Origin of the sequence: Erwinia sp. INIA01, assembly GCF_025947915.1 — a bacterium.
GTDB classification, from domain to species: Bacteria; Pseudomonadota; Gammaproteobacteria; order Enterobacterales; family Enterobacteriaceae; genus Erwinia; species Erwinia coffeiphila.
In genome coordinates this window covers 23,332-36,690 of the sequence record NZ_JAPDNC010000004.1, presented here as the reverse complement: position 1 = coordinate 36,690, position 13,359 = coordinate 23,332, and the positions used below count along the sequence as shown (strand labels likewise).

Here is a 13,359-nt window from a genome sequence, read left to right as displayed (position 1 = left end):
TTAATATTCCGGTGACGGCCGTCGAAATAAAACGCACCGGCGCGTTGTTTAATTCACCAGGCTTACCGCTTTATCAATAATCGCAGCCGGATCGCGCACCACTTCGGCCGGGTTGAGGGAAATAACCCGACCCTCGTCTTCTTTTTCTTCAAAGCGCTCAACGCCCTCAATACCGATAGCAATTGCCAGAATCACCACGTCGGCATCGGCAATATCATCGTCACTTAATTCATTTTCAATGCCCATGCCGCCCTGGGTTTCCACCTTGACGTCATAACCTCTTTTTTTACACTCCTGCTCAATCGCTTCCTGCGCCATATAGGTATGGGCAACTCCGGTAATACATGCTGCAACGCCGACAATTTTCATAATGAACTCCTGATTTTTTATTGGCTGATTTTTAAAATAGGACTGACGGTTATTCTGTTTTTATATAGCCAGCGTGCTGGCCATCAGGTTGTAGAGTACGGTCACGTTTTCGGCCTGTTTTATTTCATTGCGGAAATCCTCTTTCATTAGCTTTCTGGCAAGCGTTGAGAAATATTTCATATGCTCGTTAGGATCGGCGGATTTACTCACCGTCAGCATAAATACGGTTTCAACCTGCTGATCGCCCCACGTAATGGGCTTCGCAAGGGTGGCCATACTGATAGTGGAGTGCTGAATATGGTCCGATTTGGTGTGCGGAATGGCGAAGCCATAGCCCACGGCGGTGGAAAAAGAGTCTTCCCGCGCCCAGATATCATCGGTTAACCGATCGCGATTATCGGTACGGTGATGCAGCCAGAGATTGTCTGTCATCATCTTGATCGCTTCGTTCTTATCACCGGCATCCAGAGCACAAAGGATAAATTCCGGCGCGAGGAGCGGCATTTTGCTTATTGCCCTGACCTCCGGCGAGCGCAGGGCGCTTTTCACCCCGGCGGAACGTTTTACGCTGACGATCTCCTGCACCAGCCGCTGGCATTTGGTGAAATCCAGCTCGCGCAGCGTGTGCTTAACCCCCGGGATGGCGGTGCCGCTCATGCTCAGTTCGTCAAAGCCCATTCCGACCAGCAGCGGCAGGAAATCGTTGCTGGCACCCAGCTCACCGCAGATACCGATCCACTTGCCCGCGCGGTGCACCTCATCGACGGCAAACTTCAGGGCGCGCAGGAAGGACGGGGCATAATTGTCGTACACCGATTCAACCTGCGAATTGCCACGGTCGGCGGCAAAAAAGTACTGCGTCAGATCGTTGCTGCCGACGCTAAAGAAATCGGCGTATTCGGCAATTTCGCCAATGGCGAAGAGAACCGAGGGGATTTCCAGCATCACGCCCAGCGAGATGGCCCCGTTAAACGGCAGTGCTTCATCGCGCATTGCGCTTTTGACCTCTTCGAGCACCTCGCGGCACCAGATAACTTCATCGACGCTGGCAATCATCGGGATCATGATCTTCGCCTCGCCGAGCGCCGAGGCGCTGAGGATGGCCCTCAGCTGCATGGCAAAGAGGTCGCGATAGCGCGGATAGGTGCGCACGGCGCGGAAGCCGAGAAACGGGTTTTCCTCCTCGCCGGTATCCAGATAGTCCACCGGTTTATCGCCGCCGATATCGAAGGTGCGGAAGATAACCGGCCTGCCATCTGCCAGCGCCATGACCTGACCATAAAGATCCGCCAGCTCGCGGTAGTCCGGCGGCGTTTCTCGGTCCATAAACGACATTTCGGTACGGAACAGGCCGATGCCTTCCGCGCCGTTGTTGAATGCCGCTTCGGCTTCCGCCACGCTGGCAATATTGGCGGCGATTTCCACGCTATGGTTATCGCAGGTCGTCGCCGGTTGCATCACGCCCGCCATCATCTGCTGCTGCATCTGCTGCTGGACGGTGATTTCATGACGGTAATAGCGCAGGACCTGCTCGTCCGGTGCGGTAATCAAAATCCCCGGGTTACCGTCGATAATGATGTCCGTGTTCGCATCCAGCGCCAGGGCCGTAAAATCAATATCCGTCAGGGTCGGGATGCCGAGCGAACGCGCGAGGATCGCGGTGTGCGAGGTTTTACCGGTGGCCGACAGGACCATGCCGGCAAGGTACTGTTTATTGATGCCGAGGAACTGGCTCGGTGTCAGACTGTTTGCCAGAATAATCGACGGCTGGGTTAATTCCAGGCTGTTTTGCGGCAGTGCACCCGTGCCATAAATAGCGGTAAGCAGCTGTCCGGTAATATCGAGAACGTCAAGTGTTCTCTCTTTAATATATTTGCTCGCTGAACGGTTAAGAATTTCACAAAATTCCATCGCCGATTTAATGACGGCATTCCACGTATTCTCGCCGTTTGCAATGGCGGTGGTAATCTGGCTTTGGAAGATCGCATCGGTCACGATCGATAAATGCGCCTGTAAAATATCATGCTCAACGCCGGTCTTAATTTCCAGTGCGGTAAGTTTCTCATCCTTCAGTGCCGTCAGGCCCGCCAGGAAAATACGCTGTTGCTGTTCTGCTGAATATTCTCCGCCGGGATTACGCGCCAGCATTTCGTTTAAAGACAGGCTCTGTATGCGCACCGGCTTCGCAATCGCCACGCCGCCGCTGATGCGTGAACCCTGAATAAAGTCGAGCCGGGTTTCCCGCAGGGATCGCGGCAGATAGCCCGCTGGCGCCGTGGCTTCCTCCGCCTGACTGACCTCGAAAGAGGGCAGCTTTTTCAGCAGCGCCCGCAGCTGCTGTGCGGCTTCAGCCGCATCTTTCCCGCTGAGCGATATTTCGCAGGCGTCGTTGAATAATGTGTCGGTAGCCACCACCGAGAGAGCGCTTTTCCCATTACCCTGAATGCCGCTACGAATATTCTTCCAGCACACGTCGGATTGAAATGTATTACACAGTCGTTCGATGTGCCCTGCAGGCCGGGCGTGAATGCCTTCATTCAGTTCACACTGGTACGCTATTATCTCTGACATCATCGCTCCCGATAAAGCTTTGCAAAAGCAGGTTTATTTTGTTGGCAGATATACGGCTCTGCATTTCATGTTTTATATCCTTCACCGTTCATGACCGTGTTTGAATAGAAAAAAAGTGACCTTTGCTTGAATAAAAAAGCAGGTTAATTATTTTGTGATCGCAATCATAAAATTAATTCGCGCTAAGCCGCTTGTGATAATCGTCACGTTTTTATTTATCATCGCGCCGTGATGACATATTTGCTAATTAAGTACCTTTTCTACTATTTAATGGCGGGGTGAATGGCGTACAGAATAAACCCACTCTTTTATTTTTATGTGGAAAGAACGATGCATTTTCGTGGGGTATTACTGGATTTAGACGGCACGCTGGTGAATTCGCTGGATTTCGTTGAGGCCTCCTGGAGTTTGTGGGCCAGGCAAAAAGGGCTGGACCCGCGCACGGTCTGCCATTACCTGCATGGCAAACCGGCGCTGAGCACCCTGCGCCACTTTATGCCAGGCGCCAGCGAACAGACCATCCAGGACGAATTTCTTGCGCTGGAAGACTATGAGGCGAGCCATACCGACGGCATTACCGCCGTCAACGGTGCCGTGGATTTTCTCCGGCAGCTGGAGCGGAACCGGGTGCCCTGGGCCATCGTCACCTCGGGGTCGCTGAAAGTCGCGTCGGCGCGCATCAGGCAGGCTGGTTTCCCCATGCCGCCGGTGCTGGTGACCAGCGAAGACATTCAGCAGGGCAAGCCCCGTCCTGAACCGTTCCTGATTGGTGCCGCCCGGCTTGATGTTTCTCCCGCCCGCTGTATCGCTTTCGAAGACTCCACTGCCGGTCTGCTTTCTGCCAGCGGGGCAGGGTGCGTGGTGGTTGAAGTCCTCACCCGCCAGTCGGTGGTTCACGACATTGATTCCTGGCAAACCATCAATCGCTATGCTGGCCTGAGCGTGACGCAGAAGGGCGAGACAGAATTTTTCCTGACTATTCAGAGGGAGTGTTAAATGTCATCACGAAAAACCCTGGCGAATGCCATCCGCATGCTGAGCGTTGACGCTGTTCAGCGGGCGAACTCCGGTCACCCCGGTGCGCCAATGGGCATGGCGGATATCGCCGAAGTCCTGTGGCGGGATTTTTTGAACCACAACCCGAATAACCCAACGTGGAGCAACCGCGACCGTTTTGTTCTCTCCAACGGCCACGGATCGATGCTGCTTTACAGCCTGCTGCACCTCACCGGCTACGATCTGCCGATGGAGGAACTGAAAAACTTCCGCCAGCTGCATTCGAAAACCCCGGGTCACCCGGAGCTGGGCTATACCCCGGGCGTGGAAACCACCACCGGGCCATTAGGGCAGGGGCTGGCCAACGCGGTGGGCATGGCGATTGCCGAAAAAACCCTTGCGGCGCAGTTTAATCGCCCAGGCCACGCGATCGTTGAACATTTCACCTACGTTTTTATGGGCGATGGCTGTCTGATGGAGGGGATTTCGCACGAGGTGTGTTCGCTGGCCGGTACGCTGAAACTCGGCAAGCTGGTGGCCTTCTATGACGATAACGGTATCTCGATTGATGGCCACGTTGAGGGCTGGTTCACCGACGATACCGCCAGGCGCTTTGAGGCCTACGGCTGGCACGTGGTGCGCGGGGTGGATGGACACGACCCGGATGCTATCCGCGCGGCGATTGATGTCGCGAAGTCCATTAGCTCCCTGCCGACGTTGATTATCTGCAAAACGGTGATCGGATCGGGTTCACCGCACAAGGCGGGGACGCACGATGTGCACGGTGCACCGCTGGGCGAAGCCGAAGTGGCGGCAACGCGAGAAGCACTGGGCTGGAACTGGCCGCCGTTTGAGATCCCGGACGAGATCGCCGCGCTGTGGGATGCCCGAAAGTCCGGCCTGGCGAAGGAGGCGGCGTGGAACGAGGCATTTGACGCCTACGCCAGCGCCTTCCCGGAACTGGCTGCGGAATACCGCCGCCGGGTGAACGGCCAGCTGCCCGCTGAGTTTGCCGCGAAGGCGCAGGCATGGATCGAGCAGCTGCAAAATAATCCGGCCAATATTGCCAGCCGTAAAGCGTCGCAGAATGCCATCGAAGCCTTTGGCCCGTGGCTGCCGGAGTTTCTCGGCGGATCGGCGGATCTGGCTCCGTCAAACCTCACCCTGTGGTCGGGGTCGAAAGCCATTAATCAGCACGGCGACGGCAACTACATTCACTACGGCGTGCGCGAGTTCGGCATGACCGCCATCAGTAACGGCATCGCTCTGCACGGCGGCTTCCTGCCGTACACCTCTACTTTCCTGATGTTTGTAGAATATGCCCGCAACGCGGTGCGGATGGCGGCGCTGATGAAGCAGCGGCAGGTGCTGGTTTATACCCATGATTCCATCGGGCTGGGCGAGGATGGCCCGACCCATCAGCCGGTCGAGCAGCTGGCCTCGCTGCGCCTGACGCCAAACCTGAGTAACTGGCGCCCCTGCGACCAGGTGGAATCGGCGGTGGCGTGGAAGTTCGCCGTCGAGCGGCAGGATGGCCCCACCGCGCTGATTTTCTCCCGGCAAAACCTGGCACAGCAGGAGCGGACGCAGCAGCAGGTGCGGGACATCGCACGCGGTGGCTATGTTCTGAAGGACTGTGCGGGCCAGCCGCAGCTGGTTGTTATCGCCACCGGTTCGGAAGTCGGGCTGGCGGTAGCCGCGTGGCAGGCGTTGACGGCGCAGGGCGTGAAGGTGCGAGTGGTGTCGATGCCGTCTACCGATTGTTTCGATCGGCAGGATGCGGCGTATCGCGAGTCGGTGCTGCCGCAGGCGGTTTCCGCACGTATCGCGGTGGAAGCGGGAATTGCCGACTACTGGTTTAAATATGTTGGCCTGAACGGCGCGGTCATCGGCATGCACGGCTTCGGTGAATCCGCCCCGGCGGAACAGCTTTATCAGGAATTTGGCATCACCCTGGAAGCGATACTGCAACAGGCCAGGGCACTGCTGGCCTGATGCTGACGGCCCCTTTATCTAACGAGGGGCCTGTTCAACGGCGAGTGACCGGCGATCCCACCAGCCTGTACCTGCTCGATCGGCTACAGGTCGATCACATTCCCTCTTGGCAGATTCAGCGACTTGCGCATCGCGCCAATCACCTCACCCGGCTTGAGCAGCAGCGAATTAATGCAGACGTTCAGAATACGGCAGCCGTCAAAGCGCAGGGGATTATCGATGGTGATATCGGAGGCGATGATGGTCAGCTCCGAGGCGAAAATATCCTCGCTGGTGATTTTATTCTTCAGCCCCAGCACGCCCTGCGTCTCGATTTTTATCGCAAAGCGATACTGCCTGGCCAGTTTCTCCAGCTGTTCCGCTGCCATGTAGGTGTGCGCCACGCCGGTGGCGCAGGCGGTCACCGCCACCACATGCAGATTGCGTTCGCTGGAGAACGGCTGGATCTCTTCTCTTCCTGTCCGGATAGTCATAAGCCTGCTCCCTTATTTTTGCGGCGGTATTCCAGCGGCGTACAGTCGTTAGTATCGCGAAATACCTTGCAGAAATAGTTGGTATCGGTGAAACCGCACTGCTCTGAAAGCTCGTTGATTTTCAGATTGGTACTGGTCAGCAGCGCCTTCGATCGCGTGATGCGCGCCAGCTTGAGATATTCATTAAACTTCACGTCTGACTCCCTGGAAAACAGACGCGACAGATAGCCGGGGGAAATATTAAACGTCTCGGCGACGCTTTCCCGGCTAATGTCCGTATGGTAGTGGCTGTCGATATGGCTCTTAATTTCATCCAGCAGCGTGAAGGGCCGCTGGTTAATCAGGCCATCGGTGATTTGATACAGCAGATCGTTAATCAGCGCGTAGACCACGTGGGCAAAGGTCTCGCCGGTTGTATCCTGCGACCACGCCAGCGATTCGGCCAGATCGAGCAGCCGGTCGCGGACCGTACTGCTGGAGTTTTGCAGGTTGTACTTCTCCACTTCCTTAAACTGTGTGCCGTCCCAGTTGCTGATGCTGAAGCCAACATCCTGTTTCCAGAACACGATCGACATGCAGATCACCGGGCTTTCCCACTGCGGTGAGTTCCAGCTGTTGGCGGGAATATAGGTGATAGTGCCGACCGGGCGCTCATACTTCACGATACGGTCCGCCCCTTTGGGCAACAGCATGCTGAGCGCGCCCTTTACCGTCAGCTCAATGCGCGGCACGTGCAGATAGTAGGCCATCGCCGGTGGATTCGCGTTACCGTTTGCCACCAGCACGCTGTCGTTTATCGCGCCCTGGCCGCTGAATTCGCTGAGGATAGACTGAATAAAAGTGCCCATATTATGCCCGAGGTTTGATAACGGTTTTCAGAACCTTCACCGCCACGGCGGTGGCGACGGTTCCGGCGATCACCGAAACGATATAGCCAAAATGGTTGCCGACTACCGGTAAGACGATCAGCCCGCCCCACGGCGCGGCATTGGTGGCACCGAACCACAGAGAGAGGATGGCCGCCACCGCGCTGCCAAACATAATCGCCGGGATTACCCTGACCGGATCGGCCGCCGCGAAGGGGATCGCGCCTTCAGTAATGCCCATAAAACCCATGATCACCGCAGGCTTCCCGGCTTCGCGCTCCACATCATTAAAAATGTCTTTAAACAGAAAGGTCGCCAGCGCCAGTCCCAGCGGCGGCGTGCAGTCGGCGGCGGCAACGGCGGCCATCAGCTGCGGATTGGTGGAGATCAGCGCTACGGCAAAGAAAAAGGCGGTTTTGTTCATCGGGCCGCCCATATCAACGGCGATCATGCAGCCCAGAACGGTGCCGAGAATGATAAACGACGTGCCCTGCATATTGCCCAGCCAGGCGCTCAGCCACTTCATCAGCCCGGCGATCGGATCGCCAATAATGTAGTAAACCGCCATGCCGGTGAGGAAGGTGCCGAGCAGCGGGATAATAAATATCGGCAGCACCATGCGCAGAAAATTGGGGATGCGCAGCCGGGCAATCAGACCAAGCAGCAGCCAGACCACCAGCCCGGCAATAATCCCGGAGAGCATGCCGCCTAAAAATCCGGCCCCCATCTGGTAAGCCATCAGCCCGCCTATCGCACCGGGAGCCAGCCCCGGCTTATCCACCATCGACCATGCAATAAACCCCGACAGCATCGGAATAAACAGGGTCAGACCGGCAAGGCCGATTTGCGACATCGCCTTCAGAAAGCCGTGGTCGGGCACTGCGGCCTTTTCATTGAACATTACCGCCAGCGCCAGCAGCACCCCTCCGGCCACCACAAACGGCACCATATACGACACCCCGGTCATAAAATGCCGTTTGGTATTTTTTAATATTTTTATCATGTCAGCCTCGTCGGGTGGGTGCTCAGCAGGCCAGCGTGCGGGATATCAGCGTATACAGCGCCTGCGGACCTTTCGCCTGCTTAATTCGGCTGACAAATTCATCGTTCATTAGCATGCGCGCCAGGGTGGAGAAGTGCTTCATATGCGCGTTATTCTGCGCGTCTTTACTAATGGTCAGCATAAACAGCGTGTCCACCAGCACGCCGCCCCAGGCAATCGGCTGCCGGAGCGTTGCCACGCTGAGGGTAGAGTGATGGATATAATCGGTTTGCGCGTGGGGGATGGCAAAACCCGAGCCGACGACGGTGGGAAACGGTACTTCCCGTGCCCAGATATCATCGCAGAGTTTATCCCGCGCGTCGGTGCGCTGCTGTAGCCACAGATTATCCACCATCATTTTGATCGCCTCGTTTTTATTGCGGGCGTCCATCCCCCACAGGATCGTCTCCACCTTCAGCAGCGGTTTTTCCATCGCGCTGGCCTGGTCTTTATTTATCGCGCCGCTGATCCGCAGCCGCTGCTGCATCGCCTGCTGAACGGCGATTTCATGGCGGTAGTAGCGCAGCACGTTCTCATCCGGATGGGTGATAAGCATGCCGGATTCAGCGTCGATGACGACTGGCTGCCCGGCATCCAGCGTCAGCGGCGCAAAGTCAACATCGGCGAGGGTGGGAATATCCAGCGATCGGGCCAGTATCGCCGTGTGCGAGGTTTTGCCGGTAGATGACAGCACCAGACCCGCCAGCCGGTTTCTGTCCAGCGCCAGCAAAAGGCTGGGGGTCAGATAGCTGGCGAAAACAATCGCCGGTTCAGTGAGCAGCAGCGGGCTTCTGTTCAGCGCCCGTTCACCATAGGCCGCGCCGATCAGCTGCGTGGCGATGTCGAGCACATCCAGCGTGCGCTCCTGCAGGTAGCGGCTGGACGATTGCTCAAGATGCTGGCAAACGTCCTGCGACACCCGGACGATGGCCGACCAGGCATTCATCCCGTCGTTAAGATACCCGATCGTTGCATCCTGAAACTCACCGTCGTCAATCAGCGTGAGGTGTGCCGCAATCAGATCGTGCTCAATACCCCGGGTTTGACTCAGAGCGCGCTGTTTCTCCCCGCGCAGCGACGCTATCCCGGCGCGAAAGCGTGCCGTTTCGCTTGCGACCCCGTCGGTATGCCGGGGAGTGCGATCGATAATGTCGGCGAAGGTCAGGCTCTGCATCACCCGCGGCCGGGCAATGGCGGCTCCCGGATGAATACGGGTACCCTGAATCACCTGCGGGTTCAGCTCGCGCAGGCAGCGGGGCAGGTAGCCCTGGCTGACGACCGGTTCGGGCTGCATGCTGAACGCCGGAAGATCCGCCAGCAGCGCGCGCAGCTGGGCCGCAGCCTGCTGCTCATCCTCACCGTCCAGCGTGAGCCGGCATTCATCGTTGAGCAACGTGTCGCTGGCAATCAGCGAGAGGGCGCTTTTTGCATTCGCCCGTAGCCCGGTGCGGGTGTTTTCCCAGTCGATAGCGGCCTGAAACAGGTTGCACAGCCGGGCGATATAGCCAGCGGGTCGGGCATGAATCCCTTCATTAAGTTCGCATAACCAGGTGATTGAAACCGCCATGCCGACTCCTGAGCGTGTGCGCAGAGCAAAATTTGCAGAACAGGTTTGCTATCTTTCCCTGTTCACTACGGCGATGACATAGCAAAAAAGTGACCTTTGCTTGAAAATAGTGGACTGATTGTTATTTTGTGACTTTTATCATATTTATTGCAACAGGCATGATTTGTTAGCGTGTTGATTGTAGAAGGGATTGTTTCACTTTCGCGGTCGTAGTGGTTTGTGAGGCTGGTCACAAAATTAAAGAAGGTGACATCTCGAGATGGGAAATATCACCCGTGAAGAGGGTTATTATTTTGCCGCCGGGCTCACCACGGCATCCATCAGAACAATCCGCCCGTCCTGCCGCTGATACTGATTGATAGCAGGGACCAGCCGCTGAAAATGCTCAGTGGCACAGTGTACATCCAGCGCCGCACGGTCCGGCCACTCTTCGATAAAGATAAAGTGCCCCGGATCTTTCTCATCGATAAACAGATCGTAAGCGATACACAGCGGTTCTTTTTTCGTGGCGGCAACCAGCTCGCGGTACAGCGGCAGCACGGTGTCGATGTGTTCGGGTTTAATAAAGTCTTCAGCGATCACTTTTAGCATTTGGGCCTCCTGGCAGGGATGGATAGTGGATTATGTAAATCTGGTAACATGTTTAATCTTCCGATTCAACACCAGATAGTGATGCCTTGAGATAAACCACACGGCAGCCCAATAGTTCCCTTAACCCTCCGTATTTCGCTCCTTCATATAGCGCCAGAAGCGCTCTGCCGTCAGATTCAAACGCGCGCCGGAGCGATAAACATACGCTGAAATCTTCAGGGTAAGGCCTGGGTCCATAATCGCGAGTCTCTTCTCTTCCAGCTCACGCTGAATCGAGTAATCAGGCAGCCAGCCAACGGCGTCGCCCTTCAGGATCATCCTTTTCAGCAGCTCACTCATCGAGGAAACAAAAGTCAGCAGAAAGGTGGTGTTCGGTATGCGATCGATGACCTGATTGACCTGACGCCCCATGTAGCTGTCATTAGCATATTTGACCAGCGGCAGCGGACTATCGTTTATTGAGAATAACGGTTTGCCGTCAGGGTCGCAGGGCGAGACCAGGTGCAGAGACGAATCGAAGATTTTATGATTGATAAACGGGTAATTCATCAGCTCTTCGTTATAAAACGACAGGATAAAATCACTTTTCCCCTCTTTCAGATTAAACACCGCATCGTTGACGTTGATCGATTCAACGAAGAACACCTTATCCGGGCTGTCGCGGTATTCGGCTAACAGATCGGGTAGCAGCAGAACCGAAAGCGACGGGGCGGCATCAATGCGGATGCTCTGCTTCAGCTTATCCTCGCCCTTGATGCGGCTAATCTGGAAGTCCATATCGTCGAGCATATTCCTGGCATAGCCGACGAATATTCTGCCCTGCGGCGTTAACTGGGGGGGATTCACATTGCGGTTGAAGACGCTGAAACCCAGGTTGGACTCCAGTGACTGAATTCTTCTGCTGAAGGAGGATTGGGAAATATTTCGTTTCTCGGCCGCAAGGGTAAAGCTGCGGCACTCCTCCAGCGCAATCACATCATAAAGCCATTTCACTTCGAGATTACTTAGCACTTCTCTGCTCCGATTTCAGCCCCCATCGCTATGCAATTTTTACATGACGGATGATTTAAATGCAATTTCTGCATCACAAAGCCGGTGTTACTATCCGCTGCATCATGAGGTCGGCTATTGCCACCTCGCCATTCATCCAATGAGTCAGGGTATTCTATGAGCGCCATTCAATCTGTCATGCAACATCTCTCAAGCCTTGGCATCAATGATGTTCGCGAGGTGATCTATAACCCGAATTACGAATTGCTCTTCGAACATGAAACCGCTGCCGACCTTGAGGGGCCTGCTCGCGGTACGCTGACGGCGTCTGGCGCAGTGACGGTGGATACCGGCGAGTTCACCGGCCGTTCCCCACGCGACAAGTACATCGTCCGCGACGACGTGACCCGTCATACCCTGTGGTGGTCTGATGCCGGTACGGGCCGTAACGATAACAAACCGATGTCCGCTGACGTGTGGGCTCACCTGAAAACGCGGGTTGCCGACTACCTGTCGGAGAAAGCGCTGTACATCGTTGATGCCTGGTGCGGTGCCAGTACCGATACCCGCCTGGCGGTGCGCTTTGTGACGGAAGTGGCGTGGCAGGCGCACTTTGTCAAAAACATGTTTATCGCCCCCACCGACGAGGAGCTGGCAGACTTTACCCCGGACTTCACGGTGATTAACGGCGCGGGATGCGTTAATCCGCAATGGCAGGAGCAGGGGCTTAACTCCGAGAACTTCGTTGCCTTTAACCTGACGGAAAATATCCAGCTGATTGGTGGAACCTGGTACGGCGGCGAGATGAAGAAAGGCATGTTCTCAGTGATGAACTACCTGCTGCCGCTGAAGGGGATCGCTTCGATGCACTGTTCAGCAAACCGGGGTGAAAAGGGCGACGTGGCGCTGTTCTTTGGCCTCTCCGGCACCGGTAAAACTACGCTTTCGACCGATCCGCGCCGCCAGCTGATTGGCGATGATGAGCACGGCTGGGATGCTGACGGCGTATTCAACTTTGAAGGCGGCTGCTATGCCAAAACCATCAATCTGAAGGCGGAGTCCGAACCGGAAATTTATGGTGCCATCCGCCGTAACGCGCTGCTGGAAAACGTGGTGGTCAGGGACGACGGCAGCGTGGATTATGCCGACGGCAGCAAAACCGAGAACACCCGTGTCTCCTATCCGCTGTCGCATATTGAGAATATCGTGCAGCCGGTTTCCCGCGCCGGTCATCCTTCACGCATTATCTTCCTGGCGGCGGATGGATTCGGGGTGCTGCCGCCGGTTTCGCGCCTGACGCCGGAACAGATGCAGTACCATTTCCTGTCCGGCTTCACCTCGAAGCTTGCGGGAACCGAGCGCGGTATTACCGCCCCAACGCCGACCTTCTCGGCCTGCTACGGCGCGGCTTTCCTGTTGCTGCACCCAACGCAGTACGCCGATGTGCTGCAGGAGAAGGTTGCGCAGAGCGGTGCGGAAGTCTGGCTGGTGAATACCGGCTGGAACGGCGCGGGTCAGCGCCTGTCGCTGAAGGATACGCGCCAGATCGTTAACGCCATCCTGGAAGGGGAAACGGGCGCACTGCGCGAGGAAGCGCTGCCGATATTTGGCCTCGCCATCCCTCAGGAGATTGCCGGTGTGGATGCCGCCACCCTCGATCCGCGTAACGCCTGGGCCTCTCCGGCGCAGTGGCAGGAAGCCGCAGAGAAACTGGCGCAGCTGTTTATCAGCAACTTCAAACAGTACAGTGATAATGAAGCCGGTGCACGTATTGCCCTGGCAGGGCCACGCCTGGAACAGGGCTGAACTTTGAGTCGTTTGTAAGAGGTTGATGCCTGACAGACTCTACGCTGCCCCGTGTGTAAACCACCGGGCAGCGTTTTCATTTTTACAGCAGGC

Annotated in this window: 11 protein-coding genes; 3 read left to right on the top strand and 8 right to left on the bottom strand. The window is 56.2% G+C overall.

The window, feature by feature from the left end; all coding sequences use genetic code 11:
* Positions 1–48 precede the first annotated feature (48 nt).
* Together OMR58_RS08200 and ptsP are read right to left on the bottom strand one after the other, a co-directional pair.
* The gene (locus OMR58_RS08200) at positions 49–369 is read right to left on the bottom strand and encodes a PTS fructose transporter subunit IIB (RefSeq protein WP_200562860.1); all 321 of its coding nucleotides are present in this window, start codon (positions 367–369) and stop codon (positions 49–51) included.
* Positions 370–429: 60 nt separating this feature from the next.
* Positions 430–2,940 (bottom strand): phosphoenolpyruvate--protein phosphotransferase, encoded by a 2,511-nt coding sequence (ptsP, locus tag OMR58_RS08195; protein WP_264545675.1) that lies wholly within the window; start codon positions 2,938–2,940, stop codon positions 430–432.
* Between the two features lie 330 nt (positions 2,941–3,270).
* Here ptsP and OMR58_RS08190 point away from each other — a divergent pair, with 330 nt between their 5' ends.
* On the top strand, positions 3,271–3,936 hold the full coding sequence (locus OMR58_RS08190) for an HAD-IA family hydrolase (protein ID WP_264545674.1): 666 nt from the start codon (positions 3,271–3,273) through the stop codon (positions 3,934–3,936).
* Positions 3,937–5,931 carry a transketolase gene (gene tkt / locus OMR58_RS08185; RefSeq protein ID WP_264545673.1) on the top strand — a complete coding sequence of 665 codons (1,995 nt, stop codon included), beginning with the start codon at positions 3,937–3,939 and terminating at the stop codon, positions 5,929–5,931.
* A gap of 83 nt (positions 5,932–6,014) precedes the next feature.
* Here tkt and OMR58_RS08180 read toward each other — a convergent pair whose 3' ends face one another.
* The 6 genes from OMR58_RS08180 to OMR58_RS08155 all read right to left on the bottom strand — a co-directional run bounded on the left by OMR58_RS08180 (position 6,015) and on the right by OMR58_RS08155 (position 11,481).
* Complete coding sequence (locus OMR58_RS08180) at positions 6,015–6,404, bottom strand: fructose PTS transporter subunit IIB (protein WP_105592705.1); 390 nt, start codon at positions 6,402–6,404, stop codon at positions 6,015–6,017.
* Entirely contained in the window at positions 6,401–7,252 is an 852-nt protein-coding gene (locus OMR58_RS08175) for a helix-turn-helix transcriptional regulator (RefSeq protein WP_264545672.1), read from the bottom strand. The genes OMR58_RS08180 and OMR58_RS08175 overlap by 4 nt, the downstream gene beginning before the upstream one ends.
* Before the next feature lies 1 nt (position 7,253).
* Positions 7,254–8,273 carry a PTS fructose transporter subunit IIC gene (locus OMR58_RS08170; RefSeq protein WP_264545671.1) on the bottom strand — a complete coding sequence of 340 codons (1,020 nt, stop codon included), beginning with the start codon at positions 8,271–8,273 and terminating at the stop codon, positions 7,254–7,256.
* A 22-nt stretch (positions 8,274–8,295) separates the two neighbouring features.
* Positions 8,296–9,879: a PTS sugar transporter subunit IIA gene (locus OMR58_RS08165; RefSeq protein ID WP_264545670.1), complete on the bottom strand. Its 1,584-nt coding sequence runs from the start codon at positions 9,877–9,879 to the stop codon at positions 8,296–8,298.
* Positions 9,880–10,167: 288 nt separating this feature from the next.
* The gene (locus OMR58_RS08160) at positions 10,168–10,470 is read right to left on the bottom strand and encodes a putative quinol monooxygenase (protein ID WP_264545669.1); all 303 of its coding nucleotides are present in this window, start codon (positions 10,468–10,470) and stop codon (positions 10,168–10,170) included.
* 120 nt (positions 10,471–10,590) lie between these two features.
* The gene (locus OMR58_RS08155) at positions 10,591–11,481 is read right to left on the bottom strand and encodes a LysR substrate-binding domain-containing protein (RefSeq protein ID WP_200546644.1); all 891 of its coding nucleotides are present in this window, start codon (positions 11,479–11,481) and stop codon (positions 10,591–10,593) included.
* A 156-nt stretch (positions 11,482–11,637) separates the two neighbouring features.
* On the opposite strand from OMR58_RS08155, the gene pckA reads away from it, so the two are divergent.
* The gene (gene pckA / locus OMR58_RS08150) at positions 11,638–13,266 is read left to right on the top strand and encodes a phosphoenolpyruvate carboxykinase (ATP) (RefSeq protein ID WP_264545668.1); all 1,629 of its coding nucleotides are present in this window, start codon (positions 11,638–11,640) and stop codon (positions 13,264–13,266) included.
* Positions 13,267–13,359 lie beyond the last annotated feature (93 nt).

Excerpts from the sequence above, each read along its gene's own strand:
- pckA (WP_264545668.1), top strand. The coding sequence starts at position 11,638 with ATGAGCGCCATTCAATCTGTCATGCAACATCTCTCAAGCCTTGGCATC.
- OMR58_RS08190 (WP_264545674.1), top strand. The coding sequence starts at position 3,271 with ATGCATTTTCGTGGGGTATTACTGGATTTAGACGGCACGCTGGTGAAT.
- OMR58_RS08200 (WP_200562860.1), bottom strand. The coding sequence starts at position 369 with ATGAAAATTGTCGGCGTTGCAGCATGTATTACCGGAGTTGCCCATACC.
- OMR58_RS08165 (WP_264545670.1), bottom strand. The coding sequence starts at position 9,879 with ATGGCGGTTTCAATCACCTGGTTATGCGAACTTAATGAAGGGATTCAT.
- OMR58_RS08160 (WP_264545669.1), bottom strand. The coding sequence starts at position 10,470 with ATGCTAAAAGTGATCGCTGAAGACTTTATTAAACCCGAACACATCGAC.
- tkt (WP_264545673.1), top strand. The coding sequence starts at position 3,937 with ATGTCATCACGAAAAACCCTGGCGAATGCCATCCGCATGCTGAGCGTT.
- OMR58_RS08175 (WP_264545672.1), bottom strand. The coding sequence starts at position 7,252 with ATGGGCACTTTTATTCAGTCTATCCTCAGCGAATTCAGCGGCCAGGGC.
- ptsP (WP_264545675.1), bottom strand. The coding sequence starts at position 2,940 with ATGTCAGAGATAATAGCGTACCAGTGTGAACTGAATGAAGGCATTCAC.
- OMR58_RS08170 (WP_264545671.1), bottom strand. The coding sequence starts at position 8,273 with ATGATAAAAATATTAAAAAATACCAAACGGCATTTTATGACCGGGGTG.
- OMR58_RS08180 (WP_105592705.1), bottom strand. The coding sequence starts at position 6,404 with ATGACTATCCGGACAGGAAGAGAAGAGATCCAGCCGTTCTCCAGCGAA.